The organism is Pseudomonas sp. NFACC24-1 (assembly GCF_900115235.1).
In the GTDB taxonomy this organism is placed as follows: Bacteria; Pseudomonadota; Gammaproteobacteria; order Pseudomonadales; family Pseudomonadaceae; genus Aquipseudomonas; species Aquipseudomonas fluorescens_AA.
Genome location: NZ_FOVS01000014.1, coordinates 52,408 through 78,850, shown reverse-complemented (window position 1 = coordinate 78,850; position 26,443 = coordinate 52,408). Strand labels below are relative to the sequence as shown.

The following is a 26,443-nucleotide window of genomic DNA, read 5'->3' as shown; positions in this document are numbered from 1 at the left end:
CGTTCGTCAGACCTTGGCGCCCAGCTCCGCCGACAGCCGGGCTGTGACCCCTTTGACCAGGGGAATCAGCTCGGCCATTTTTTCCAGCGGCATGTACGGCACGGTGCTGGCGATGCTGATACCGGCGACGATACGCTTGCCGGCGTCACGGATCGGCGCCGCCACACAGCGAATCGACGGTTCGTTGTCTTCCAGGTCGAAGGCATAGCCCCCCCCTACGTATTCCAGCATCCGTTGCTGGAACTGTTCCCAGGATTGCTCCTGATGCTGGGGCCAGAACTGATGCTTCCCACCCGCCGGCAGGCTGATTTCATACAGCCGCTTCCATTGTTCCTGAGTGTCATCAAGCATCAGCGCCTTGCCGATCCCGGTGCGTGCCAACGGCATGCGATGGCCCACGCGCGAGCGCATTTCCGGGCCGTTACGCCCCGGATTCTTCAGCAGGTACAAGACTTCGTCGCCCTCGCGAATCGCCAGGTGAACGGTGTCCCCGGTCAACGCCGACAGCTCGTCCAGGTACGGTCCCGCCAGGCTCACCAGTGGCAGTTCTTCCCGGGCCTGGAAGCCCAGCTCGATCAACTTCGGCCCCAGCAGGTAACCCACTTGCGGCACCACGCGCAGGTAACGTTCGTCCACCAGGCAACTGGCCAAGCGATGGGTGGTGCTGCGGGTAGTGCCGATCAGCCGGGCGATTTCCTTCAAGTCACGGGCGCCGCTGGCGACCGCCTGGACGACGCCCAGACCACGCAGCAATGTCTGCGTGCCTGTCGGCGCGGCGTCCTTGGTGATTTTTGGATCGTCTTGCTGCATAGCCGGCCTTCAACAGTGAGCGGGGAACGGGCGGCATTATGGTCGCCCGCCCCGTCGGACTACAACTCGATGCGCTCGACCTTCCCGACCAGCAGGATGTAGGACAGCGCGCCAGCCAATGCCAGGACAGAGATATAGGTAATGGCCGGGGCGAACGAATCGCCGCTGGCGAGGAAGCCAATCACGATCGGCGTGGCGATGGCCGCCAGGTTACCGATGAAGTTGAACACCCCGCCGGTCAACCCGAGCAATCGTGCCGGCGCCAGGGTCGACACCAGCGACCAGGTGATCGACGCCAGGCCATTGCCAAAGAACGCCAGGGCCAGGAAAGCGATCACCAGCGGCGTCGACTCGACAAAGTTGGCACCGATGATCGAGGTGGAAATCAGCAGCCCGCCAATGATCGGCAGCTTGCGCGCGAACCCCACGGTGGCGCCGCGACGAATCAACCAGTCGGAGAAGAACCCGGAGCACAGCACGCCGACAAACGCCGCGAGGAACGGCAACGACGCCAGCAAGCCGGACTTGATGAAGTCCATGCCGCGATACTTCACCAGATAGGTGGGGAACCACGTCAGGAAAAACCACAGCGTGGAGTTGAGGCAGAACTGCCCCAGGTAGATGCCCCACAACTTGCGTTGCGTCAGGACGATGCCTAGGTCGGACCAACTGAATTTCGCCTTGACCTTGGCGGTATCGGCCTGGATATCCACCAGCCCGCCGCCCTCGCGGATCAGCTCGATTTCAGCGGCGTTGGCGCCTTTGAAATCCCGGGGCTCGCGATACACCGCGTACCAGATCACCGCCCAGAGAATACCCACCGCGCCCGTGGCCACAAACACCATGTGCCAGCCGAAGGCGTGTTGCAGCCAGGCCAATACCGGCGTCAGGAAGGCCAGCCCGACAAACTGCCCGGAGGTGTAGAAACCGATGGCCGTGGCCCGCTCGCGCTCGGGAAACCAGGTGGTCACCACACGGCTGTTGATCGGATAAGCCGGTGCTTCCAGGGCTCCGACCGCCATGCGCAGTACGAACAAGGCAATGAAGCTGGCGGCGAACCCCAGCATCACCGTGGCCACCGACCACAACAGCAATGCCACGCTATAGAGAATGCGCGGCGGCACCCGATCCACCAGCCAGCCACCGGGAATCTGCATGGCGGCGTAGGTCCAGCCGAACGCCGAGAAAATCAGCCCGACGTGGATCGGGTCGATGCCCAGGTCGCTGGTCAGCGCAGGAGCGGCAATGGACAGGTTGCTGCGATCCAGGTAATTGATCACCACGGTGATGAACAGCAGGACCATGATGAAAAAACGCTTGCGGCTGGGCGTCACCAACGACGCTTGCGCGCTCAGGGTGTGCGCTTGCATGTGAGGTGCCTCTTTTTATGTTTATTGAGGAGTCGAGCACGTCCGATCGTTCCCACGCTCTGCGTGGAAACGCCTCTACGGACGCTCTGCGTTCGGCTCTTGAGGGACGCGGAGCGTCCCGGGCTGCGTTCCCACGCAGAGCGTGGGAACGATCAAACCGCGTGAGTCAGGCGTGACTCACCACTCGGCAAAACTGCCATCGGCATGGCGCCAGATCGGGTTGCGCCAGCGGTGGCCGATGGCCGCGCGTTCGATGACGTATTCCTCGTTGATCTCGATGCCCAGGCCCGGGCCGTTGGGAATTTTCACGAAGCCTTTGTCGTAGTCGAACACCTGTGGATCCTTGATGTAATCCAGCAGGTCGTTGCTCTCGTTGTAGTGGATGCCCAGGCTTTGCTCCTGGATGAACGCGTTGTAGCAGACCGCATCCAGTTGCAGGCACGCCGCCAGGGCGATGGGCCCCAGCGGGCAGTGCAGCGCCAGCGCCACGTCGTAGGCCTCGGCCATGTTGGCGATCTTGCGGGTTTCGGTGATGCCGCCGGCGTGGGATGCATCGGGCTGGATGATGTCCACGTAGCCCTCGCTGAGCACCCGCTTGAAGTCCCAGCGGGAAAACAACCGCTCGCCCAGGGCAATCGGGGTGCTGGTCAGCGGCGCCAGTTCCTTGAGGGCTTCATAGTTTTCGCTGAGCACCGGCTCTTCGATGAACATCAACTTATAGGGGTCGAGTTCCTTCATCAGCACCTTGGCCATCGGCTTGTGCACCCGGCCATGGAAGTCCACGCCAATACCGACGTTCGGCCCGACCGCATCGCGCACTGCCGCCACGTTGGCCAGGGCCAGGTCGACTTTCTCGAAGGTGTCGAGGAACTGCAGCTCTTCGGTGCCGTTCATCTTCACTGCGGTGAAGCCCCGCGCCACCGCCTCTTTCGCCGCGCGAGCGGTGTCCGCCGGCCGGTCGCCGCCGATCCACGAATACACACGGATCTTGTCCCGCACCTGGCCGCCCAGCAGGTCGCTGACCGACACGCCCAGGGCCTTGCCCTTGATGTCCCACAGCGCCTGGTCGATGCCGGCCAGGGCGCTCATGTGAATGGCCCCGCCGCGGTAGAAGCCGCCGCGATAGAGCACGGTCCAGATGTCTTCGATGTTGCGGGGGTCTTTGCCGATCAGGTAGTCGGACAACTCCTCGACGGCAGCCGCCACCGTGTGGGCACGGCCTTCGACCACGGGCTCGCCCCAACCGGTCACGCCCTCGTCGGTCTCGACCTTGAGGAAGCACCAGCGCGGCGGAACGATAAACGTGGTCAGCTTGGTGATTTTCATCTTGTTGTCTCTCTTGTCAGATGCAGCGCACAGGGCGCTGGAAAAGTCTTCAGTTCAAGGCGTTCCATGCGGCCACGTAGGCCTTGGCGCGCACCGCCACTTCATCCGCTGTCAGGCCCGGCTTGAACAATCCGGAACCGAGGCCGAAACCCTTGACGCCGGCTTCGACGAACACCGCCATGTTGTCTGGTGTAATCCCGCCCACCGGCACCAGCACGGTCCCGGCCGGCAGCACCGCGAGCCAGGCCTTGACCACCGCCGGACCCATTTGCTCGGCGGGAAACATCTTCAGCACATGGGCGCCTTCGGCCAGTGCGGCAAAGGCTTCGGTGGGCGTGGCGACGCCTGGCGACAGGTACAAGCCCGCCGCTTTCGCCGCACGCAGCACATTCGGATCGCTGTGGGGCATGACGATCACCTGGCCACCGGCGGCTTTCACCTGTTCCACCTGTTCCGGCGTCAGCACGGTGCCGGCACCGATCAGGCAATCGGCGGGCAAAGTACTGCGCAGGATGCGAATACTTTCGTACGGCTCAGGGGAATTGAGCGGTACTTCGATGACACGAAATCCGGCGCTGTACAGGACCTCGCCAATGGCCGCCGCCTCTTCGGGACGCAGGCCACGCAGGATCGCGATCAGCCCGTTGTGCGCCAGTGCTTGTGTGAGCATGTCAGACCTCCAGTCAGGTTCAGGGGGCGGTGGAGTCGAGCAACCCGGCCGCCACTGCCAGTTGCCACAAACCGCGTTCGGTGGCCTGTTCGGCCAGGACCACCCGGGCGAAGCCGCAGGCGTCGAGGGCCCGTTGATAACGGACACAGAGTTGGGAATTGCCAATCAGCACCACCGTTGGCAGGTGCAGGCTGTCGCGGCGTCGGCGTTGTACTTGGGCCAGCGCCGTCAGCTCATGGCCGATCAACAGGCCCGAGAGGTAGTCCGCTTGGGCGCTGGCGCCCAACTCGCCGGTCAAGCCCAGGCTGCGGGCGCTGAACACGGTGGACAACGGGCCGATCTGGCCGTCCACCGACAACGCCACTTGCACGCCGCGATCAAAGGCCGCGCCATCGAAGGTCGCACTCCGTCGCTGGGTGCGGCCGAGAATGCTGTGGTCACTGAGCACGGCAAAGATCTCGCCGGTCATGAAGGTATCGAAATGCACGATGCAGCCATCGGTCACTTCCACCCATTTCGAGTGGCTACCGGGCAGGCCGATCAGCACCGCTTCGTCCGGCAGGCTGTGCAAGGCACCGAGCACTTGGGTTTCTTCGCCGCGCATGACATTGGGCAAGCGCGAACGCTGAATCACGCCTGGCACGATGTGCACATCGACACCGCGAAGGCTGCGAACGGTTTGTAGGGAATGTCCGAGATTGGCGACGTTGGCGGGGGTGTCGCAGTACGGCGCTTCACGCCAGCCCTGAGCGCTGCCGACCATGCCGCAAGCAATGACAGGCAAGCCCGGTTGGGCATCGAGCCAGTCCCCGCAGGCCTCGTCGAAGGCCAATTCAAAACCGTCGATGCACGCCCGGCCGGCCACGTCTCGCGGCCCGGCTGGCAACTGCATGATCCCCGACGACAGCGAACGCTGCTCGAGCACCTCGCCACCGGCTGCGAGTTTGTAAGCCCGTAATGAGGTGGTCCCCCAATCGAGCGCGATCAATTGCGCCTGCATCCGCTTCACCTGTTTTGTTTTTTGGCAGTGAGTGAGACGGACTATAAACCTGGGGGCAATTAAATCTCAATATATAAATATCACTCCCATATATTGGGATGAAAATGCATCACCTATAAAGCTAATCGCCATCCGCCCAAGACCCTGCTACGTTTTCTGACCGGACGCCAAACAACTAGGGAAAAAGTGATGGGACAACCGCTGAAAATCCTCGGCCGAACGTCTTCGATCAACGTCAGAAAAGTGCTGTGGACCTGCCAGGAACTGGACATCGCCTACGAGCGCGAAGATTGGGGCATCGGTTTTGCCTCGACCCAGGACCCGGCGTTCCTGGCCTTGAATCCCAATGCCCAGGTGCCGGTGATCATTGATGAGAACGGCGTGTTCTGGGAATCCAATACCATTTGCCGCTACCTGGTGGGCAAACATGGGCCCAGCGACCTGCTACCTGTCGAGCCTGCCGCCCGGGCGCGAATCGAACAGTGGATGGACTGGCAAGCCACAGAGCTCAACCCGTCCTGGGGCTACGCCTTCCACGCCCTGGTGCGCAAGAATCCGGACTTCCAGGACCCGCAGCGCATCGCCGCCGGCATCAAGGGCTGGAACGAGAAGATGGGGTTGCTGGAGCAGCAGTTGAACCGCACCGGCGCCTACGTGGCAGGTACGGCGTTTTCCCTGGCGGACGTGCTCATCGGCCTGTCCGTACACCGGTGGCGCCAGGCGCCCATGGAGCGTCCCGACTATCCGGCCGTGGCGGCCTACTGCAAACGCCTAGAGCAACGATCGGGGTTTGCCGAGTACGCGTCTGCCGCACACTCATGAAGTGCTCAGTGGCCGTTAGCGAAATCCCGTAGCACCTTGCCGTCCATTCGGTAGCGCACCCATTCTTCCTGGGGTTGCGCGCCGAGGGATTTGTAGAACTCGATGGCCGGCGTGTTCCAGTCCAGCACGCTCCATTCGAAGCGACCGCAATCGTTGTCGCAGGCGATCTTCGCCAGGTGGCGCAACAGCGTCTTGCCCGCCCCGCCACCGCGCTGCTCAGGCGTGATGTACAGGTCTTCGAGGTACAGGCAGTTGCTGCCCAGCCAAGTGGAATAACTGAAGAAAAACACCGCGAAACCAATCGGCACGCCATCACGCAGGCAGATCAACCCGTGGGCGGTCGCGCCTTCGCTGAACAGGCTGCGCTCGATGTCGGCCACACTGGCGATGACTTCGTGGCGGGCCTTTTCGTAATCGGCCAACTCGGTGATGAAGGCAAGGATTTGAGGCGCATCGCTGGGTTGCGCAGGACGGATCTTGATCGACATGAACAGGCCTTGTAGCCAATTGAAAGCGCCATACTAAGCCGCTGCGCGACGCTCGTCACATACCGATCCAACTATTTGATCGCCGACGCGAGCTTCTTTCAAAAGTGCCATTCGTCGCGCCCAAGGCACCAACTCCAAACCACCACGGCCCAAGATCAGGCAAGCATTCTGAAAAATGGAGGCGACACCATGATCACTTCAAGGCTGACTGCATTCACACTCGCCACGCTGCTGTCTTCGGTGGCTTTCGCGGCGTCCACTTCCGGCACCGGCCCCACCGACCCGGTACAGGCGCCCAATTCTCCAGCCACGCAAGGCCTGCCCAAGTTGAATACCGACGGCACCGGCGGCGCCCTGAACAATGGCCAGCCACCTGCCACCGGCACCGATCCCCGCGTGCAGGGTAATGACATGGGGCGCCAGGGCGGCATGAATACACCTGACTCCACCGCTCCTGACAACGCCGAGACCGGCGTGGGTTCGAAAACCACGACCGGTGGCTCAGGCTCCGAAGGTGGCGCTGCCAGCCAGTAAGCAGCCTCTGCCCGGACACTTGAGGAGGAAAAATCCCATGCCTCGTGGAAGCAAAGACAAATACACCGCCGAGCAAAAACGCAAGGCCGAGCACATTGAAAAGAGTTACGAGAAAAAAGGCGTGTCGGAGAACGAAGCCGAGGCACGGGCCTGGGCGACGGTGAACAAGCAGTCCGGTGGCGGCGAACGTTCCGGTGGTTCGGGGAAGACTAAACCGGCTGTGGAAAAGAAAACCGACCGCAAGGAATCGGCCCGACGCGCCGCCAAGACCCGCGAAGGCCACCCGCGTAGCAGCAAGGCCTCCCATGGGACCCAGACGGTGGACAGCCTGATGAAGGAGGCCCGGGCGAAAAACATTCCCGGACGGTCGAAGATGCGCAAGCAGGAGTTGGTCGAAGCGTTGCGCAAAGCGGGGTGATTGTCGGCGTCAGGGAGGACGCCATCGCGCATAGGATCGGCGGTGTGTCGCGATGTTGTGTCGAACACAAAAACCTGTGGGAGCGGAGCTTGCTCGCGAAAGCGCTGGGTCAGCTTGCATCAATGCCGAATGTGCCACCGCCTTCGCGGGCAAGCCCCCTCCCACATAGGTTCGGCGCTGTGCCGCGATGTTGTGCCGGACACAAAAACCTGTGGGAGCGGGCTTGCTCGCGAAAGCGGTGGGTCAGCTTGCATCAATGCCGAAGTGCCACCGCCTTCGCGGGCAAGCCCGCTCCCACATTGTTGGGTCTGCATCAGGTCAAAAAAACGGGCTTGCCCGTGCGCAGCCCGGCCGACGCAAGCTTCAGCGCTGCTTCAACCGGTCGATCACCACCGCCAGCAACAGGATCGAGCCGCGGATGACGTATTGATAGAAGGTGTCGATGTTCTTCAGGTTCATCGCGTTTTCGATGATCGCCAGAATCAGCACGCCCGCAATGACATGGCGAATCATGCCGATGCCACCGCTCAACGACACCCCACCCAGCACGCACGCCGAGATCACGGTCAATTCGAAGCCCTGGCCGATCATCGGCTGGCCCGAGGTCATGCGCGACGCCAGGATGACCCCGGCCAAGGCGCCGATCAAGCCATGTACGGCGAAGATGATGATCTTGGTGCGATCAACGTTCACCCCTGCCAACAACGCCGCTTCCTGGTTGCCACCGATGGCCATGGTGTTGCGCCCGTAGGTGGTGTAGTTCAGCAGCCAGCCGAAAAACAGGAAGCAGACGATGGTGATCAGGATCGGCACCGGCACGCCGAACAATTGGCCGTTGCCGAACACGAAGAACGATTCCTGCGAGACACCCACCGCCTTGCCGTTGGCAAAGATGTAGGCCAGGCCACGGACGATCTGCATCGTCGCCAGGGTGGTGATCAAGGCGTTGACCCGTAGCTTGGCGATGACGATGCCGTTGATCAGGCCGACGATCAGCCCCATCGCCAGCGCCGCGCTGACGCCGAGGAACACGCTGTTGGTGTCGCGCATCACCACCGCCGCGACCACGCCGGCACAGGCAATCACCGAACCGACCGACAAGTCGAAGTGCCCGGACGCCAGGCAATACAACATGGTGCACGCGGCGATGCCGGTGGTGGAAATCGCCAGGCCCAGGCCGCGCATGTTCAACGGCGACAGGAAGTTGTCGATCATCAAGGTGCAGAGCACGAAGATACCGATGGCCGCCAGCAGCATGACCCAGTCATCCAGGAAACGGCGCAAGTCCAGGGGTTTGCGTGCCGTTGGCAGTGCATTGTTTTGAATGGTCATGATTTACCTCTCAGTTCGCCGCGTCGGCAACGCGTTGGCGCGGCAGCGCCAGTTGCAGCAAGTTGGATTCGTTGGCCTGGTCACGCGACAGCTCGCCGCGCATGGCCCCTTCGCAAAGCACCAGGATTCGGTCGGAAATGCCCATCACTTCCATCAGGTCGCTGGACACCACAATCACCGCGATGCCATCGGCCGCCAGGTTGTGGATAATCTGGTAGATCTCGGCCTTGGCGCCGATATCGATGCCACGGGTCGGTTCGTCCAGCAGCAGGACTTTCATCGGCATCGACAGCCAGCGACCGAGAATCGCCTTCTGCTGATTGCCGCCGGACAGGTACATGATTTTCTGGCTGGCCGCCGGGGTCTTCACCTTCAGCGACTTGATCTGCTTGTCGGCATTGCCCCGCTCCCAGTCGCCGCGCAGCAGGCAGCCGAGCGCGGAATGAGCCGGACGGGCACTGATGTTGATGTTCTCACCCACGCTGCCCAGCGGGATGATGCCTTCCTTCTTGCGATCCTCCGGGCACAGCAGCACGCCAGCGGCGATGGCATCCCGGGGCGAACGCAGCTTCAATTCCTTGCCGTGCAGCACGAGACTTCCCTCGCTCTGGCGCTCCAGGCCACTGAGCATGCGAAACAGCTCGGTACGACCGGCACCGACCAGCCCGAACAATCCAAGGATTTCACCCTTGTGCACCTGGAAACTCACCGGCTCGCGCAGGCCCGGCCCCAGCAGGCCCTTCACCTGCAGCGCCACATCGCCGCGCGCCCGAGGGCGGTAATCATAGATGTCCTGGATATCGCGACCGACCATGCACGTGACCAACTGATCGTGGGTCAGCTCATTCATGTTTTCGAAGGTCCGGACATAACGACCGTCCTTGAATACCGTCACCGCGTTACAGATACGGAACACTTCTTCCATGCGGTGGCTGACGTACAGCACCACTTTGCCCTCGTCGCGCAAGCGAGCGATGATCGCCATCAAACGGTCGATTTCCCGAGCCGACAGGCTACTGGTGGGTTCGTCGAAGGCAATGACGTGGGCGCCACGGGACAAGGCCTTGGCGATTTCCACCAATTGGCGCTGGCCGAGGGACAGGCGACCGACTTTTTCCTGTGGGTCGATTTCGTCGGCCAGGCCTTTGAGCAGCGTCAGCGCCTGCTGGCGCAGCACGCCACGGTTGACCAGGCCGAAACGCGCCGGCAAATGACCGAGAAACAGGTTTTCAGCGACGGTCATTTCCGGCACCAGGTGCAGCTCCTGGTGAATCACCGCCACTCCGCTGGCGATGCTGTCGGCGGTGCCTTTGAAGGCCATCGTCTGTTCGCCGATCTGCAGGTCGCCGCTGCTCGGGATGTAGGCACCACCGAGGATCTTCAGCAACGTGGACTTGCCCGCGCCGTTCTCGCCCATCAAGGCATGCACCTGCCCCGGATGCGCGACGAAACTGATATTGGCCAGCGCCTGCACGCCGGGAAAGGATTTGCCGATCCCGTTGAACCGCAAGCTGCCGCCGATGTTGTGTTGCCGTGTCGCTGTTTGCGCTTGCATAACCACCTCGAACTTACAGAGATCAAGCGACCCCGCCACTCATGTGGCCAGGGCCGCTTTTGAATCAACCGACCGTCAGTTCCACAGGCCGATTTTTTCCAGCTCTTGCTTGAAGTTCTCCCGGGTGATCAGCGTCACCTCGTCCATGGCGGTGTACTTCGGCGGTTCCTTGCCGGTGGTGATCCACTCGTACATCATTTCGGCGGTCTTGTAGCCTTCAATGTGCGGGCTTGGCAGCATCGAACCGAAGAAGCCGCTGTCGGGCTTCTTCAATTCACCGATGGCGTCGGTGCCGTTGATACCAATGCCGATCACATTGGCCGCCTTGAACCCAGCGGCTTCGGTGGCGCGCACGCCGCCCAGCACGGTGTTGTCGTTCATGCCGCCGATGATCAGGTTTTTCGCGGCGCTTGGCAGCTTCACCAACGCCGAGTTGGTGGAGTCCATGCTACCGGGTACGTCGAGGGTCTTGAGCGCCGAATAAAGGATGTGGTCTGCCGGCATCCCGGCCTTCTTCAGGGCATCGACCGAACCGTCGGTGCGCTTCTTGCCGGTGTCCAGCTCGTTGAAGGTGTTGATCACCGCGTAGGTATCTTTCCACTCCCAGTTGCGCTTTTTCGCTTCAGCGGCCATGGCGGCGCCCTGCTTCTGGCCCACCTCGAACGCGGCCATGCCCAGGTACGGCACGTCCTCCATGAATTTGCCGTTGGCATCGACGAACCGGTCGTCCACGGCAATCACCTTGAGATCGTTGAGCTTGGCCTTGGCCATGATGGCCGGGCCGAGGGACACGTCCGGCGGGCAGATCACAAAGCCCTTGGCACCGTTGGCGGCCAGGCTGTCGATGGCCGAGAGGGTCTTCTCGCCGTCAGGCACGGCGATCTTGATCAACTCGAAGCCTTTGTCCTTGCTCGCCTTCTCGGCGAACGCCCATTCGGTCTGGAACCAAGGTTCCTCGGCCTGCTTGACCAGGAAACCGATTTTTACGGGATCGGCCGCCAGCAAGCTGCTGCTGAGGCTGACCGCGGTGACCGCCAGGGCGGCGCGACACAGGGAACGGATCCCACGACGATGATTCATAGTTGACTCCTTGTTTTTTTTATTGAAAGCCAAACGTCCAGGGTCTGCTCCACCGACGGTGGAAGTGCGCAGGCTGGGCGGTTACATCAAGTTGCTACACAGCATAGGCCTAAATAGTCATATCGTATGATGATTGGATTGCAGGCGAAGTTTCACACCGCAATCCAGGAATATTCAGTCGTGGTACATGACCGAACGTCCTCCATCGATGGTGATGCATGAGGCATTGATAAACGGTGCTTCGTCACTGGCCAGGAACACGGCCGTCATTGCCACTTCGATCGGTTGCCCGACACGGCGTGGCGGGTGCAGATCCAGCGCACGCTGGCGTTCGGCATGGGGATCGGCAAAACCGTTCCAGTAGTCGACGTTCAGTTGGGTTTCGATGTAACCCGGGGCGATGGCGTTGACGCGTACCCCTTTGGGCGCGTATTCGATGCCCAGGGCGCGGGTCAGGCCGAGCAGGCCGTGCTTGGCCACCGGGTAAGGGAAACAGCCGGGAATGATGTGGGACGAATGGACAGAGGCAATGTTGATGATACAGCCCACGCCCTGCTCGATCATCTGTGGCAGCACCGCCTTGCAACCGTACCAGGCGCCATCCAGGTCGATGGCGAAGCAGCGGCGCCAGTCCTCTTCGGTCATTTCCAATGGGTCACGGAAGACATTGACGCCGGCGCAGTTGACCAACACATCGATGCGGCCGTGCAACTCGACGGCACGACGGGCCATGGCCTGCAAGTCCTGCTGCTTCGACACATCGGCCTGTACTGCTTGCACATCGGCGCCGCGTTCACGCCAATGGGCGGCCACCGCCTCGACCTTCTGCGCCTGGATATCACTGATCACCAGCCGAGCCTGTTGCGAAGCGAATGCCGCGACGATGGCTTCGCCAATACCTTGGGCGGCGCCGGTCAACAGCACCACCTTGTCCTTCAGGCGTTCGCCCTTGGGTGGCTCCGGCACGGGTGGCAAGACCAAGGGCTCAGCCATGGTTCAAGGCTCCTGTGCCCAGGCACGACGAAAACCGGGCATCCACGGATGACCGGCACGAAGGCGCTTGGAAGAACAGTGGCCGACGTACGCCGTCGGGGCGTACGGGGAAAGATCGTTGCATCACTTCACCTGTTTTGTTTTTTTAGTGTGAGTGCGTATTGCCGATGGAGCCGACTATAAACCCGACCGCCAAATAATCTCAATATATATATTTACATCCCATATTTTGGGATTCAGCCAGCAAACCTTGTACAGGCCACGCCAGGCACGTCGACACGCATCGACAGCACGGCACCGTCCAGCGGATGAGCCAATGGGCTCGCCGCGCTGGTGATGTACAACGTCTTGAGGTCCTCGCCGCCGAATACACAACTGGTCGGGCGGCTGACGGGCAATTCGATCACCCGATCAACCTGCCCGTCCGGGGTCAGCCGCAACAGGCAACTGCCGTCCCAGCGGGCGTTCCAGATATGCCCTTGGGTATCCATCGCCGAACCATCCGGACCGCCACGGGGGTGCGGGCCGAACCAGACCTCGGCAGGCGCCAGGTTACCTTCCGGGTAAATAAAGTGCCGATACACCGTGCCATCCAGGCTGTCGCCGAAATACACCGTGGTGCCATCGGGGCTCCAGAGCAAGGTGTTCGGGATGCCCAGCCCGCGCAGCAAGGGCAAGACCCGGCCATCACTCCCGACGCGAAACAGGCCGCCGGACCGATGTTCGATCGGCAAGTCCTCGCCTTCGGCACCGATGTTGTTCTGCATCGTGCCAAGCCAGAGTTGACCCAGGGGGTCGCAACGGGCCTCGTTGGCACGATTGCCTGGCTGGGGGTCGGCCATGCACAGCAATGTCAGGCGCGGTTCCAGGCCCGGCGAATCAAGATCGAGGCGATAGACGCCACTGCTCAGGGTCACCAGCGCGTCGCCACTTTGGGTCGGGATAAAGGCGGAGACATGCTCGGGCATCTGCCAGATCTCCACATTGGCGCCGATCAGCCGCAGGGCCTGCTTGCCGGCGATATCGACCCAATACAACGCTTGGGTCGGCGCATCCCAGAACGGCCCTTCGCCCAATTTCGCCCGGTGTTCCGTCACAGCCGTCCACTTCATTGAAACCTCCGGTTCCCGACTTGCCCGGCGGCGTCTGTTCGACCCGCCATGACATTGGGGTAAAAGCGTTTGATCGCCAGGTCGGCGTTATCGATCAGGGTCATGCAGGCCCAGACGCCTCGCGCCGCGTCACGGGCGGCGATGGCGTCGGCGATGTCCTTGTGGATGGGCAAGGTACGGCGCAGCTCATCCGGGTCGGCCGCCGACACCTCGAATGACACCGCCAGCAGCGCCCCCAGGGCCGGGACCATTTGTTCGATGAATTGATTATGGCTGGCGGCCAGAATGCACTCGTGGAAAAACTGGTCCGCGCGGTTGTAATCGGCGCCGCTGTCCACCGCCCGTTCCAGCGCATGGTAGGCCAGGCGGATCGCCTGCACCTGATCGGCCGTGGCCCGCTCGCAGGCCCAGCGCACCGCCATCGGCTCGATGGTACGGCGCAGGTCCAGCAAGTCATCGACGAAGTTTTCCGGCAGGCCGCTGCGTGACAGCCAGCCCACCACTTGGGGGTCGAACAGGTTCCAACGGCGCACCGGCAACACCCGGGTACCGACTTTCGGCCCGACTTCCAGCATCCCCTTGGCCACCAGGGTCTTGATCGCCTCGCGAATCACCGTGCGACTGACGCCCAGTTGCTCGCCCAAGTCCGCTTCGACTTTGATGGTTTGCCCAGGCTTGACCTGGCCGGCGGCTATCCAGCCCCCCAGCCAATCAACGGTCGATGCATGAAAACTGCTGGACATGAAAACCCCGCGGGCCACTCTTATTGGAGGCCCACGCTAATCATCATATGATTGGGTGTCAATTCGAATTTCACTTGGCCACTGTGGGAGCGGGCTTGCTCGCGAAAGCGGTGGGTCAGTCAAGAAGATGCTGGATGTGCCGACGCCTTCGCGAGCAAGCTCGCTCCCACAGGGTCTGGTGGCGCACACAAATATTGCAGCCCCCCAAATTCACTGTGGGAGCGAGCTTGCTCGCGATAGCGGACGTCCAGTCAACACAGATATTGGATCAACCATCGCTCCCACAAGGGCTCAGGGTTCCAGGCCGATCGGGAAGAACACGCCACCACTCCACACGCCCAACCACCGCTGCCCATCGATCTCGCGACTGACCGCCAGCTCCACCAGTTGGTAGAACACATTGCGATGGACCAGCGCTTCGAGATTGCTGCGCACATGCACGTAGGGCGCCGGTTCCTGGGTCTGGGGTTCGATCACCACCCGCAACGGGTGCTCGGCGCCAGCCTCAGTGGTTTCCTCGACATTGGTGGTGAAGCGCAACAACTGCCCTTCGCCCTGCCCTTCAACCTCAAGGGTCACGGCCACGAACGGCGCGTCATCGACCTTGATGCCGACTTTTTCCACAGGGGTAATCAGGAAGTAATCATCGCCGTCGCGGCGGATGATGGTGGAGAACAGCTTGACCATCGGCTTTCGCCCGATGGGCGTGCCCAAGTAGTACCAGGTACCGTCCCGGGCGATGCGCATGTCGATGTCGCCGCAAAAATCCGGGTTCCACAAGTGGACCGGCGGCAGGCCTTTGGTCTTGGGGATCTGCCCCAGCAAGTCATTGGCTTTTTGCGGTCCGCTCATGGTGACTCCTTGTGATTACTCGTCGCTCATCCCCAGCAGGCTGCGGGCATACTCACGCAACGGCGTGGCGATGAGGTCCTGGGGCTGTTTGTCGTGCAACGTCAGTAAACCGCCACGACTCTTGATCCGCGCAGTATCAATCAAATACTGGGTACTGGTCTCGATCAACATGATTTGAATCACGCTGGTATCGACACCGAGGCGATCCACGGCTTCTTCATCCAGCCATTCGTCGGAGTTGCCGATGCGGTTATCGGCCTTGGCGAAGCGGGTGTACAACAGGTAATGGGCACCTGCGGCACGGGCTTCACCCATGGCCTGGTCGAGGCCTTCGGGAACACGGGCGCGACGGACCATGGGGAAATATTCGATGAAACCATTGAAGGCTTCTTCGGCCACCACGTTGGGACGCGGATAGGCACTGCCCGGCGGAGCGAAGGCGCCCTGGGCGATGTAGATGAACGAGTCAGGCTGAATACGCAGGTTGTTCACACGACGGCTGTCGCTATGGTCCAGCAGGCCGGCGTCGCTCATGTGATAACGAACGCCCTCTCCCATGTCGCTGACATTCATGCAACCGCCAAGCACCAAAACGGCCAGCAGCAAAACCAGGCTACGCATCCTACCCTCCAGAAACCGGTGTCGGAAAACCGGCGAATGGTCGTGGGATGCAGCTTTTGCGCCAGCTTGATGGGGGGGACGATTCGTTCCTGTGGCGAGGGGATTTATCCCCGCTGGGTTGCGCAGCAACCCCCAAGAACTATCGCCTCGGAGCATCAGGTCGAATATTTCTATCCTTTGGGGCGCTTCGCACCCAGCGGGGATAAATCCCCTCGCCACAAAAGCCTTATTCAGCCGCCGATGATCTTCATGATGGTCGCACCACCGGAGAACGCCACTTCCTGCTTGTCTCCCAAGGCTTTGACCAGCAATCGCTGAAGAGCGGGCAACGCCTGGTGACGCGGCTTGTCCAGGAGATCGCCGACAAAGTGACGGTTACTGGAGGACAGGCAGCCATGCAACCACCCCGTAGAGGACAGCCGCAGGCGCGAGCAGGTCCGGCAGAAAGGTACGCTTTCATTGGCGATCACGCCGAAATACCCCAACCCCGGGATTTCATAGCGCACCGCCGTAGCATCCACCGGCGCGTCGGCTTGCAGGTATTCGTACTGATCGCCGATCAGGCTGAGCAGTTGCTGGAGGCTGACGAACTGCTGCAGGAAGGCGTTGGAGTCGCTCGCCAGGTGGCCCATGCGCATCAATTCGATGAAACGCAACTCATAACCACGTTCCAGGCAGTACTCGAGCAACGGCATCACCTGGTCCAGGTTCTGTCCGCGCAACGGCACCATGTTGACCTTGATCTTCAACCCGGCGGCCCGAGCCTGTTCCATGCCGTCGAGCACGGTCGCCAGGTCCCCACCACGGGCGATGCTGCGAAACGCAACGGGGTCCAGGGTGTCGAGGGAAACGTTGATGCGACGAATACCGGCGTCCACCAGCAAAGGCAGCTTTTTCGCCAGCAACTGGCCATTGGTGGTCAGGCTGATGTCTTCCAGCCCCATCTGCCCTACAGCCGTCATGAAACGTTCGAGCTTGGGGCTGACCAGCGGCTCGCCCCCCGTGATGCGCAGCCGTTCGATACCGGCGGCCTCGATCAAATAGGCCACACCGCGTGCCATGGCATCGGCCGACAATTCATCCTGCGCAGCCACCAACCGCTTGCCATCAGGCACGCAATAGGTACAGGCGTAATTGCAGGCTGAGGTCAGGCTGATCCGCAAATTACGGAAACGCCTGCCTTGACGGTCAACGATCATGGATCACTCCGGCACAAGAAAAATCGGACTCGCGATAATTGACCTGGAAATCAAGATTTCGCAAGACCCAAGCCTGAGTATATTACTGGGGCACTGCGCCATGTAAGCGGACATGGCGCAATAAGGCAGCTGAATGTCTTGTTGCCTTGCGGCCAGTCAGTTGCTCGGGACGTCGGTATCGCGCTTGCGCTTGTTGCCCATGCGCACGCCGATGTCCATCAGGAACTGGAAGAAACCTTCCTGGTCTTCCAGCACGTTGCTCCAGAACGGCGAGTGATACAGCGCCACCGCGCCATGCACCAACGCCCAGGCAGCGCAATAGTGGAAATAAGGCGGCACGTCCTCGAGCTTGCCCTCGCTGATCCGGCCCTTGATCAGCAGGGTCAGGCGTTCGAAGTTCGAGGCGCGGATCTTGTGCAGCTCCTCGACCATCTCCGGCACCTGGTTGCCCTTGACCACCTTCTCTTCCAAACGGTCGAACAAGCGGTAGCGCTGCGGGTCGCGCATGCGGAACTCGAAGTAGGCCCGGGACAGGGCTTCCTTGTCCTTGTCCACATCGGCCGAATGCAACAGCTCGTTCAAATCGCGCTCGTAGTCGAGCATCAGGCGCAGGTAGATCTCCGCCTTGGATTTGAAATGTTTATAAATCGTGCCTTTGCCGATACCCACGGCATCCGCAATCATCTCGACGGTGACACTGTCTTCACCCTGGTCGAGGAACAACTTGAGCGCGGTGTCGAGAATTTCCTGCTCGCGGCGGCGAAACTCACGGACCTTACGGGGTTCTTTGTGCATAAGAAAAAGGTCTGAAGGGTCAAAATTCGAAGCCGGGTATTATGCCTAACTTACGCAAAAATGCACGGATCATCCGTTCTCGGCCACTGTTCTTCACAAAACCGTACACACCCGGCTCGTCGCTTCCCGCAGCCATGCGCCGTGCCGGCGAGCTTTGGCGGCAGTGAGAACTTATCCGAAGCGAGCGTATTCCAAATTTGTTTAAAAACCGCCCCGGCCAGACTGGACGCGTTGGCATACTGATCAATACTTGAACTGTCGGCGCGACATCTCCCCCAAGTGACGCGCTGATAAAGGTACCAACGGACCGCGTGCCTTTGTTTTACTCCTAATGGTCTTAACCCGGATTCACCCCCCAGAACCCGGGTTTTTTTTGCATGAAATTCAGGCATCCACCGAACGGACATGAGCCAGCGGAAACAATTGCTTAAAGTTTTCCGTCGTCTGCTCGGCAAACCGTTCGTAGGACTCACCGCGCAACATCGCCAGAAACTCCGCCACTTCCCGTACGTATTGCGGAAGGTTCGGCTTGCCGCGATACGGAATCGGCGCCAGGTAAGGCGAGTCGGTTTCCACCAACAGTCGATCAGCCGGCACTTTGCTCGCAACGTCGCGCAAGGCATCGGCATTGCGGAACGTGACAATCCCGGACAAGGAAATGTAATAGCCCATGTCCAGGGCGGCCTTGGCCATGTCCCAGTCTTCGGTGAAGCAATGCAGCACACCGGCCTGGGGCAGCGCGGCGTCACGCAGCAGGGCCAGGGTGTCGGCCCGGGCGCCACGGGTGTGGATGATCACCGGCTTGCCGGTCTGCCGGGCGGCCTCCAGGTGCAGCCGGAACGAGGCTTGCTGCACGTCGGCGGCTTCTGGCTCGTAGTGATAGTCCAGGCCGGTTTCGCCAATGGCGACCACCCGTGGATGATCGAGCTCACGCAACAGCCAATCGAGCGCCGGCGCGGCGTCGGGCTGGACATCCAAGGGATGGATACCGACCGAACAATCGACATCGGCATAACGCTCGGCCAAGGCCTTGACGTCGGCGGCATTGTCGGCGCTGACGCCGATGCACAGGAAGTGCCCCACACCCCGTTCACGGGCCGCGTCCAGCGCAGCATCCAAGGAACCGCCATGGGCAGCGAGGTCGAGACGGTCGAGGTGACAATGGGAGTCTACAAGCATAAAAGGCCAGGCTACATCGTATGGGTGGGACGGTCGGACTTCAGGGAGCCGGCCAAGTGGGTTTCGATCTGATTGCGGGCAGAATTGTCGCCGTCGTTGAACTGCACGCCTACGCCGGCGGCCCGATTGCCCTGGGCGCCCTTGGGGGTCAGCCAGATTACCTTGCCGGCGACCGGGATTTTCTCCGCTTCGTCCATCAGGCTCAAGAGCATGAACACTTCATCGCCCAAGCGATAATGCTTGTTGGTCGGAATGAACAGGCCGCCGTTCTTGATGAAGGGCATGTAGGCGGCGTAAAGCACCGACTTGTCCTTGATCGTCAGGGACAGGATGCCGTTGCGTGGACCGGGACTGACAGGTTCGTTCATGCTGATCTCCGCTGCGGTTGAGCTGAGTTTAGTAGCTAGGCCGTGCCTGTCAGTTTCGACCAGGCAAACTTGCCCACTGCACCAACAGCGCCTCGAGCAACAGCACCCGATTGAGGTTCGCCTTGCTCAGCACCTTCTGCCGTTGGGCAAGAATCCAGTCCTGGATGTTCAAGATTTTATCCTGGCTGCTTTTTTGCGCCAGGTACTGGATCACCTTGCGCATGTCCGCCAGCCCCAGGCCCGCCTCGTCTTCGGTCAACTGGTAACGCAGGATCAGGCTCGACCAGTCGCAGAACCAGTCAAACAGCAGGAGTAGCGGGATGGCGTTCCAACCCTCGGCCAGTTGCGTGGGGGATTGCTGCTGCTTGAGCAGTTTCTTCACCCCGTCCACCACCAGGGCCCGCTGTTCACGCACGCCTTGGGCCTGAAGGCTGACAGCCGCCAGCGGCGAACCGGCCGCGAGGGTCAGTAGCTCGATACGTTCTTCATCAGTGTTGTCAGGCAGGGCCTGGGCCAACCATTGCAAGCTCATCGCTTCGCTCGGCAACGGACAGGCCTGCTGCACGCAGCGACTCTTGATGGTCGGCAACAAGCGACTCGGCTGGTGGCTGACCAGTAGCAGCACGGTATCGCCGGAGGGTTCTTCGAGGCTCTTGAGCAAGGCGTTGGCGGCATTGATGTTCATCGACTCGACCGGCTCGATCAGCACCACTTTGCGCCCGCCCATCTGCGAGGTCTGAACCACGAAGCTGACCAGGTCCCGGACCTGGTCGACCTTGATCGCCTTGTCCGCCTCTTCCGGTTCCAGCACGTAATTGTCGGGATGGCTGCCGGCCTTGAGCAGCAGGCAGGACTTGCATTCACCACAGGCGTTCGAAGCCCCCGGACGCAGGCACAGCAGGCTGGCCATCAGGCGTTCGGCCAGTGCCCGCTTGCCAATGCCGACCGGGCCGTGCAGCAGATAGGCGTGGGCATGCTGGGCACGACCGGCCAGTTGCTGCCAGAGACCGTCTTGCCAGGGATAGGCTTCAGCCACGGACACGCTCCAGCAAACGCGGCAGCAAGCCGTCCAGGGATTGCTGGACCTGGGTCAGCGGCTGTGCGGCATTGATCAGCAGGTAACGCGCCGGATCGGCCTTGGCGCGCCCCAGGAAGGCATTGCGCACGGCATTGAAGAAATCCTGCCCCTCAAGCTCGAAACGATCCAGCCGGCCACGGGCGCTGGCGCGGGCCAGGCCAATTTCCACCGGCAGGTCGAACACCAGGGTAAGGTCTGGTCGCAGGTCACCCTGGACGAAGGTTTCCAGCGCGGCGATACGCTCCACGGACAAGCCCCGGCCGCCGCCCTGGTAGGCGTAGGTCGAATCGGTAAAACGATCGCAGAGCACCACGGCACCACGGGCCAGCGCCGGGCGAATCACCTCGGCCAGATGCTGTGCCCGGGCAGCGAACACCAGCAGCAGCTCAGTGTCAGGGTTCATGACCTCTTCAAGAGGGGCCAGCAGTACCTCGCGAATACGCTCGGCCAGCGGCGTACCGCCCGGCTCACGGGTCAATACCACCTCGATGCCGGCGGCCCGCAGGCGTTCGGCCAGGTATTCGCGGTTGGTGCTCTTGCCGGCGCCTTCCGGGCCTTCCAGCGTTATAAACAAGCCAGTCACGGGGCGATCCTTAATCAAAGTCATTGCGGGCTCGGTGGCTCGCTGGCGTCCGGTTCGGGAGCCGGTACCTGGGGCGGCACCTGGGGCACCGCTTCGGGGGCCGTGTCGGGCGAAGCCGCCGGGATCGGCGCTTGCTCGTCCGGCGCTGCCGGGGCCGGGCTGGAGCGGTAGTCGGCACGGCGCTTGAGCTGGAACTCGCGCACCGCGTTGTTGTGGGACTCCAGGTCATCGGAAAACACGTGGCTGCCATCGCCACGGGCGACAAAGTAAAGGCTGTTGCCCGGCGCCGGGTTCAACGCGGCGTGAATCGCTTCACGCCCCACCATCGCGATCGGCGTCGGCGGCAAGCCCGGGATCAGGTAGGTGTTATAGGGGTTTTCTTCTTTCAGATGGGCGCGGGTGAGTTTGCCCGTGTAACGCTCGCCCAAGCCATAGATTACCGTGGGATCGGTCTGCAGCAGCATGCCCAGACGCATGCGCCGTACGAAGACGCCGGCAATCTGCCCGCGTTCCTGGGGCACGCCGGTTTCCTTCTCCACCAGGGATGCCATGATCAGCGCCTGGTACGGCAAGGTGTAAGGCACATCGGCGGAACGCTGTGCCCACTCTTTGGCGAGCACGTCTTCCAAGCGGTCGTAGGCCTTTTTCAGCAGGTCGACATCCGAGGTACCGCGCACGAAGCGATAGGTGTCCGGGAAGAACCGCCCCTCGGGAAATACGCCCGAATGACCGAGACGATCCATGACCTGGCTGTCGCTCAGGTCGGTGAGGGTCTGCTGGAGCTTTTCATCCTTGGCCAGTGCGGCGCGCACCTGGCGGAAATTCCAGCCCTCCACCAGCGTCACGCTGTACTGCACCACTTCGCCGCGCTTCCAGACGGCGATCAGGCCTTCCATGGTTATGCCTGGCACCATACGGTATTCGCCGGAGTGCAATGGCTGGCCGGCAAGATTGAAGCGCCAATAGATCCGCAGCCAGAAAGCGTCCTTGATCAAGCCATCGGCTTCGAGGCGCTTGAGGGTTCCGGTCGGGGTGGTCCCGTTGGGCACGTCCAGCAATTCTTCCTGGGTGATGTTCAGCGGCTGTTGCAGCGCCGAATGAATCTTCCAGGCCGAAGCACCCAACAACAGCCCTGCCAGGACCAGTCCGGTCTCCAGCAGCAGCAAGAATTTACGTCTCACGAATCAAACATCCAATAGCGCACGGGCAAGGGTCTGCAGTTTACGGGTGAGCGGGCCAACCGACCAGCGCGCCGAACCGCATCCGCGCACCGGCCACACGCCATAAACGCTATTGCAGACGAAGACTTCATCGGCCTGGTGCAGCTGTTCGAGGCTGATGTCGCTGATTTGCGTGGCGATGCCTTGGGACTTGGCTTGAAACAATAATTCGGCGCGCATCACCCCGGCCACACCGCAACGGCTCAGGTCCGCCGTGAACAAGACACCATTGCGCACCAGGAACAGGTTGCTGAACACACCTTCGATTACCCGTCCGGACACGTCCAGCATCAAGCCTTCAGCGTACTGCGTATCGCGCCATTCGGCACGAGCCAGCACTTGTTCCAGGCGATTGAGGTGCTTGAGCCCCGCGAGCAAGGGCTGCTCGGACAAACGCACGGTGCAGGGAAACAGAAGAATGCCCTGGTCGCCATGGACGGCGGGATAGGCGGCCGGCGGACTGCCTTGCAGAATGCGCCTGGCCGGCGTCGAGGGATCAGCGGCATAACCGCGCAGGCTGTCGCCACGGGTCACGATCAACTTCAGCACGCCGTCGCCCAGGCCGCGGGCGTAGGCGTCCAGCTCTGCGCTCAACGCGATCATGTCGACGTTGAGCGCCAACCGCTGGCAACCTGCTTCCAGGCGCTGCAGGTGACGCTCCAGCAACAGCAGGTTGCCACCGTGCACGGCGATAGTCTCGAACAACCCATCCCCGTAAGCCAGGCCGCGATCTTTCAGCGACAGGACGTCGGCTGGCTGACCGTCGACCCAGCTTTCCATCAACCGGCGAACCGGCGGAACACCAGCGAACCGTTGGTCCCGCCAAAGCCGAAGGAGTTGGACAGCACCACATCGATGTCCATGCCGCGGGCAGTGTGCGGCACGAAGTCCAGGTCGCAGCCGTCGTCCGGCTCATCGAGGTTGATGGTCGGCGGCGCCGTCTGGCTGTTGATCGCCAGTACGCTGAAGATCGCTTCCACCGCCCCAGCCGCCCCCAGCAGGTGACCGGTCATGGACTTGGTCGAGCTGACCGCCAGCTTGTAGGCGTGCTCGCCGAACACGGTCTTGATCGCCTGGGCTTCGGCCAGGTCGCCGGCCGGTGTGGAAGTACCGTGGGCGTTGATGTACTGCACCTGTTCGCCGTTGATTTTCGCGTCACGCAAGGCATTGGCGATGCAACGGGCCGCACCGGCGCCATCGGCCGGTGGCGAAGTCATGTGGTATGCGTCGCCACTGGTGCCGAAGCCGATCAGTTCGGCATAGATGGTCGCGCCGCGCGCCTTGGCGTGCTCCAGCTCCTCGAGCACCAGCGCACCGGCACCGTCGGACAGTACGAAGCCATCGCGGCCCTTGTCCCATGGCCGGCTCGCGCGGGCGGGCTCGTCGTTGCGGGTCGACAGCGCACGGGACGCGCCGAAACCGCCCATGCCAAGACCGCAAGCGGCCATTTCAGCGCCACCGGCGATCATCACGTCCGCTTCGTCATACATGATGTTGCGCGCGGCCATGCCGATGCAGTGGGTACCGGTGGTGCACGCCGTGGCGATGGCGTAGTTGGGCCCCTGGGCACCCAGGTGGATGGACAGGAAGCCGGAAATCATGTTGATGATCGAGCCCGGCACAAAGAACGGAGAAATCCGCCGCGGCCCCGAATCGTGCAGCGTACGGCTGGTTTCTTCGATATTGGTCAAGCCGCCAATACCTGACCCCATGGCCACGCCGATGCGTTCACGGTTGGCGTCGGTGACTTCCAGGCCAGCGTTACGCACTGCCTGGAAACCGGCTGCCAGGCCGTATTGAATGAACAGGTCGAGCTTGCGGGCTTCCTTGACCGACAGGTATTCCTCGACATTGAAGCCCTTTACCGAGCCGCCAAAACGGGTGGAATAGGCAGAAAGGTCGGTGTGTTCGATCAGACCAATGCCACTGCGGCCAGCCAGAATGCCCTGCCAACTGCTCGGCACATCCGTGCCCAGTGGCGACAACATACCCATACCGGTGACTACGACGCGTCTACGCGACACAGCACTCTCCTTTTTCTAATGACGACTTTGCATCAGGCCTAAAGAAAAAACCGCACGCCGTGACGGCAGTGCGGTTTTTCCATGACAGCTAGCGACGACTAAAAACGATTACGCCTGGTGGCTGGTAACGTAGTCGATAGCAGCTTGTACAGTAGTGATCTTCTCAGCTTCTTCGTCAGGAATCTCGGTCTCGAATTCCTCTTCCAGAGCCATCACCAGCTCAACGGTGTCAAGGGAGTCGGCACCCAGGTCTTCAACGAAGGAAGCGGTGTTCACAACTTCTTCTTCTTTAACGCCCAGTTGCTCGGCAACGATTTTCTTGACGCGCTCTTCGATGGTGCTCATACCTTGTTTTCACTCCTAATGGACAAATTCAGGCAGCTGGCCGGTGGGTAAGTGTATAGAAGAACTTTTCGGTTTTTCAACCGAAAGCTTCACTCCTCAAACCCCGCGGCCCGCCGTCTATAAATTGATTGCAGCTTTATAACGGATTTTAGACAGCTCGTATGACATTTTTTTGAAGCAATCCGTCACATTTAACTCATGTACATCCCGCCGTTCACCGGGATTGTAGCCCCGGTCACGTATGCCGCACCGTCCGACGCAAGAAAAGCGACCACGGACGCGATTTCTTGAGCTTGCCCCAGACGACCCAGCGGAATCTGTGTCAGCAACGCTTCGCGCTGTGCTTCCGGCAGTTCACGGGTCATGTCGGTGTCGATGAAACCCGGTGCAACCGAGTTTACCGTAATCGAGCGCGAACCCACTTCACGCGCCAGCGCACGGCTGAAACCTTCCAGACCGGCCTTCGCCGCAGCATAGTTTACTTGGCCTGCGTTGCCCATGGCACCCACAACCGAGCCGATACTGATAATTCGCCCCCAACGCGCCTTGGTCATGCCACGCAGAACCCCCTTGGACAGCCGATACAGGCTGTTCAGGTTGGTATCGATCACATCGAACCATTCGTCATCTTTCATGCGCATCATCAGGTTATCGCGGGTGATACCGGCATTATTGACCAGGATCGCCGGCGCGCCGAACTGCTCCTGAATGCTTGCCAGCACCGCCGCAACGGATTCGTCGCTGGTGACGTTCAGCTCGAGGCCGGTGCCCTGGATGTCGTTTTCCTTCAGGGTCGCGGCGATACGCTCGGCGCCCGAAGCGGAAGTCGCGGTGCCGATGACGATGGCGCCTTGACGACCCAGCTCAAGGGCGATGGCCTGGCCGATGCCACGGCTTGCACCGGTCACCAGTGCAACTTTACCTTGCAGACTCATGCAAGTTTCTCCTGTTCAGGCCTGCGCTGCACGGGCGGCAGCGAAGGCATCTGGGGTATTGAGGTTGGAAGTCGACACGCCTTCGGCGCAGCGTTTGTTCAGGCCCGCCAGCACTTTGCCAGGACCGCATTCGACCAGTTCGGTCGCGCCCTTGGCTGCCAGGGTCTGCACCGATTCGACCCAGCGAACCGGCTTGTAGAGTTGCTCCAGCAGATCACGCTTCAAGGTCTCGAGATCAGGCGCCACGTCGGCGCTGACATTCTGCACCACGGGAATCTGCGGGGCCTGCCAATCGATGGCAGCGATGGACTCGGCAAAGCGCTCGGCGGCCGGACGCATCAGTTCACAGTGCGACGGCACGCTGACCGGCAGTGGCATGGCGCGCTTGGCACCACGGGCCTTGCAGCCCTCGATGGCACGCTCGACAGCCGCCTTGGCGCCGGCGATGACCACCTGACCCGGAGAGTTGAAGTTCACCGCGCTGACCACTTCGCCTTGCGCCGCCTCGGCACAGGCTGCCAGTACATCGGCGTCTTCCAGGCCGAGGATCGCGGCCATGCCGCCCTGCCCGGCCGGAACGGCTTCTTGCATCAACTGGCCACGACGCTCCACCAGTTTCACCGCGGCGCCCAGGCTCAGGCTGCCAGCGGCCACGAGGGCACTGTATTCGCCAAGGCTATGACCGGCGACGAATGCCGGGCGCGCGCCGCCTTCAGCCAGCCAGAGGCGCCACAAAGCGATCGAGGCGGTGAGGATGGCCGGTTGGGTCTTATCGGTTTGATTGAGCCGCTCTTCCGGCCCTTGCTGGGTCAGTGCCCACAAGTCATAGCCGAGCGCATCGGAAGCTTCTTTGAATGTTTCGAGGACCAGCGGGTATTGCGCGCCCAGCTCGGCCAGCATGCCGAGGGACTGCGAGCCCTGCCCTGGAAAGACGAATGCGAGGGAAGCAGACATGAAAACAAAGCCCCTAATGATCTTGTCGTCAAAAATT

Annotated in this window: 29 protein-coding genes; 3 read left to right on the top strand and 26 right to left on the bottom strand. The window is 61.4% G+C overall.

Annotation, left to right across the window (positions count from 1 at the left end; genetic code table 11):
* Positions 1–6 precede the first annotated feature (6 nt).
* The 5 genes from BM317_RS14990 to BM317_RS14970 form a co-directional block, all read right to left on the bottom strand.
* Positions 7–810: an IclR family transcriptional regulator gene (locus BM317_RS14990; RefSeq protein WP_092168553.1), complete on the bottom strand. Its 804-nt coding sequence runs from the start codon at positions 808–810 to the stop codon at positions 7–9.
* Between the two features lie 59 nt (positions 811–869).
* A complete protein-coding gene (locus BM317_RS14985) occupies positions 870–2,180 on the bottom strand; it encodes an MFS transporter (protein WP_060741253.1) in 1,311 nt (436 codons plus the stop codon).
* A gap of 177 nt (positions 2,181–2,357) precedes the next feature.
* Positions 2,358–3,506, bottom strand: coding sequence for a galactonate dehydratase (gene dgoD / locus BM317_RS14980; protein ID WP_003179439.1), 1,149 nt, complete (start codon positions 3,504–3,506; stop codon positions 2,358–2,360).
* A 49-nt stretch (positions 3,507–3,555) separates the two neighbouring features.
* A complete protein-coding gene (locus BM317_RS14975) occupies positions 3,556–4,176 on the bottom strand; it encodes a 2-dehydro-3-deoxy-6-phosphogalactonate aldolase (RefSeq protein ID WP_092474827.1) in 621 nt (206 codons plus the stop codon).
* Between the two features lie 19 nt (positions 4,177–4,195).
* The gene (locus BM317_RS14970; RefSeq protein WP_092168546.1) at positions 4,196–5,176 is read right to left on the bottom strand and encodes a 2-dehydro-3-deoxygalactonokinase; all 981 of its coding nucleotides are present in this window, start codon (positions 5,174–5,176) and stop codon (positions 4,196–4,198) included.
* 189 nt (positions 5,177–5,365) lie between these two features.
* Between BM317_RS14970 and BM317_RS14965 the strand changes: the two genes are divergently transcribed.
* Positions 5,366–5,998 carry a glutathione S-transferase family protein gene (locus BM317_RS14965; protein WP_092474823.1) on the top strand — a complete coding sequence of 211 codons (633 nt, stop codon included), beginning with the start codon at positions 5,366–5,368 and terminating at the stop codon, positions 5,996–5,998.
* Between the two features lie 5 nt (positions 5,999–6,003).
* Here the strand turns inward: BM317_RS14965 and BM317_RS14960 are convergent, their stop codons facing one another.
* Positions 6,004–6,486: a GNAT family N-acetyltransferase gene (locus tag BM317_RS14960; RefSeq protein WP_092474820.1), complete on the bottom strand. Its 483-nt coding sequence runs from the start codon at positions 6,484–6,486 to the stop codon at positions 6,004–6,006.
* A gap of 189 nt (positions 6,487–6,675) precedes the next feature.
* On the opposite strand from BM317_RS14960, the gene BM317_RS14955 reads away from it, so the two are divergent.
* On the top strand, positions 6,676–7,020 hold the full coding sequence (locus BM317_RS14955; protein ID WP_092168539.1) for a hypothetical protein: 345 nt from the start codon (positions 6,676–6,678) through the stop codon (positions 7,018–7,020).
* Positions 7,021–7,057: 37 nt separating this feature from the next.
* A complete protein-coding gene (locus tag BM317_RS14950) occupies positions 7,058–7,438 on the top strand; it encodes a Rho termination factor N-terminal domain-containing protein (protein ID WP_092168536.1) in 381 nt (126 codons plus the stop codon).
* A 363-nt stretch (positions 7,439–7,801) separates the two neighbouring features.
* Here BM317_RS14950 and araH read toward each other — a convergent pair whose 3' ends face one another.
* The 20 genes from araH to fabD all read right to left on the bottom strand — a co-directional run bounded on the left by araH (position 7,802) and on the right by fabD (position 26,406).
* The gene (gene araH / locus BM317_RS14945; protein ID WP_025214842.1) at positions 7,802–8,770 is read right to left on the bottom strand and encodes an L-arabinose ABC transporter permease AraH; all 969 of its coding nucleotides are present in this window, start codon (positions 8,768–8,770) and stop codon (positions 7,802–7,804) included.
* A 10-nt stretch (positions 8,771–8,780) separates the two neighbouring features.
* On the bottom strand, positions 8,781–10,325 hold the full coding sequence (araG, locus tag BM317_RS14940; RefSeq protein ID WP_092474817.1) for an L-arabinose ABC transporter ATP-binding protein AraG: 1,545 nt from the start codon (positions 10,323–10,325) through the stop codon (positions 8,781–8,783).
* A gap of 75 nt (positions 10,326–10,400) precedes the next feature.
* Positions 10,401–11,405 (bottom strand): substrate-binding domain-containing protein, encoded by a 1,005-nt coding sequence (locus tag BM317_RS14935; RefSeq protein WP_060741245.1) that lies wholly within the window; start codon positions 11,403–11,405, stop codon positions 10,401–10,403.
* A gap of 174 nt (positions 11,406–11,579) precedes the next feature.
* Positions 11,580–12,398, bottom strand: a complete 819-nt coding sequence (locus tag BM317_RS14930) for an SDR family oxidoreductase (RefSeq protein ID WP_092474814.1) — start codon at positions 12,396–12,398, stop codon at positions 11,580–11,582.
* A 236-nt stretch (positions 12,399–12,634) separates the two neighbouring features.
* Positions 12,635–13,510, bottom strand: coding sequence for an SMP-30/gluconolactonase/LRE family protein (locus BM317_RS14925; RefSeq protein WP_092168527.1), 876 nt, complete (start codon positions 13,508–13,510; stop codon positions 12,635–12,637).
* Positions 13,507–14,253: a FadR/GntR family transcriptional regulator gene (locus BM317_RS14920; RefSeq protein ID WP_092168524.1), complete on the bottom strand. Its 747-nt coding sequence runs from the start codon at positions 14,251–14,253 to the stop codon at positions 13,507–13,509. Before BM317_RS14920 ends, BM317_RS14925 begins: the two co-directional genes overlap by 4 nt.
* A 291-nt stretch (positions 14,254–14,544) precedes the next feature.
* Entirely contained in the window at positions 14,545–15,105 is a 561-nt protein-coding gene (locus BM317_RS14910; protein WP_092168522.1) for a DUF1285 domain-containing protein, read from the bottom strand.
* Between the two features lie 15 nt (positions 15,106–15,120).
* Complete coding sequence (locus tag BM317_RS14905) at positions 15,121–15,726, bottom strand: DUF4823 domain-containing protein (RefSeq protein ID WP_072406309.1); 606 nt, start codon at positions 15,724–15,726, stop codon at positions 15,121–15,123.
* Positions 15,727–15,956: 230 nt separating this feature from the next.
* On the bottom strand, positions 15,957–16,925 hold the full coding sequence (locus BM317_RS14900; protein ID WP_072406311.1) for a GTP 3',8-cyclase MoaA: 969 nt from the start codon (positions 16,923–16,925) through the stop codon (positions 15,957–15,959).
* Between the two features lie 156 nt (positions 16,926–17,081).
* Positions 17,082–17,720, bottom strand: coding sequence for a TetR/AcrR family transcriptional regulator (locus BM317_RS14895; RefSeq protein WP_060741238.1), 639 nt, complete (start codon positions 17,718–17,720; stop codon positions 17,082–17,084).
* A gap of 384 nt (positions 17,721–18,104) precedes the next feature.
* Positions 18,105–18,899, bottom strand: a complete 795-nt coding sequence (locus tag BM317_RS14890; RefSeq protein ID WP_060741237.1) for a TatD family hydrolase — start codon at positions 18,897–18,899, stop codon at positions 18,105–18,107.
* A gap of 11 nt (positions 18,900–18,910) precedes the next feature.
* Positions 18,911–19,267, bottom strand: coding sequence for a PilZ domain-containing protein (locus BM317_RS14885; RefSeq protein WP_060741236.1), 357 nt, complete (start codon positions 19,265–19,267; stop codon positions 18,911–18,913).
* A gap of 49 nt (positions 19,268–19,316) precedes the next feature.
* Positions 19,317–20,303, bottom strand: a complete 987-nt coding sequence (locus BM317_RS14880; RefSeq protein WP_092168519.1) for a DNA polymerase III subunit delta' — start codon at positions 20,301–20,303, stop codon at positions 19,317–19,319.
* Complete coding sequence (tmk, locus tag BM317_RS14875; RefSeq protein WP_092474895.1) at positions 20,296–20,928, bottom strand: dTMP kinase; 633 nt, start codon at positions 20,926–20,928, stop codon at positions 20,296–20,298. Before tmk ends, BM317_RS14880 begins: the two co-directional genes overlap by 8 nt.
* Before the next feature lie 20 nt (positions 20,929–20,948).
* Positions 20,949–22,109, bottom strand: coding sequence for an endolytic transglycosylase MltG (gene mltG, locus BM317_RS14870; protein WP_092474808.1), 1,161 nt, complete (start codon positions 22,107–22,109; stop codon positions 20,949–20,951).
* Positions 22,110–22,112: 3 nt separating this feature from the next.
* Positions 22,113–22,928 carry an aminodeoxychorismate lyase gene (pabC, locus tag BM317_RS14865; protein WP_092474805.1) on the bottom strand — a complete coding sequence of 272 codons (816 nt, stop codon included), beginning with the start codon at positions 22,926–22,928 and terminating at the stop codon, positions 22,113–22,115.
* Positions 22,928–24,172 (bottom strand): beta-ketoacyl-ACP synthase II, encoded by a 1,245-nt coding sequence (gene fabF / locus BM317_RS14860; RefSeq protein WP_092255817.1) that lies wholly within the window; start codon positions 24,170–24,172, stop codon positions 22,928–22,930. Before fabF ends, pabC begins: the two co-directional genes overlap by 1 nt.
* Before the next feature lie 108 nt (positions 24,173–24,280).
* Positions 24,281–24,517, bottom strand: a complete 237-nt coding sequence (gene acpP / locus BM317_RS14855) for an acyl carrier protein (protein ID WP_003175607.1) — start codon at positions 24,515–24,517, stop codon at positions 24,281–24,283.
* Between the two features lie 191 nt (positions 24,518–24,708).
* Positions 24,709–25,452 (bottom strand): 3-oxoacyl-ACP reductase FabG, encoded by a 744-nt coding sequence (gene fabG, locus BM317_RS14850; protein WP_092168510.1) that lies wholly within the window; start codon positions 25,450–25,452, stop codon positions 24,709–24,711.
* A gap of 15 nt (positions 25,453–25,467) precedes the next feature.
* Positions 25,468–26,406 (bottom strand): ACP S-malonyltransferase, encoded by a 939-nt coding sequence (fabD, locus tag BM317_RS14845; RefSeq protein WP_072406322.1) that lies wholly within the window; start codon positions 26,404–26,406, stop codon positions 25,468–25,470.
* Positions 26,407–26,443: the final 37 nt, after the last annotated feature.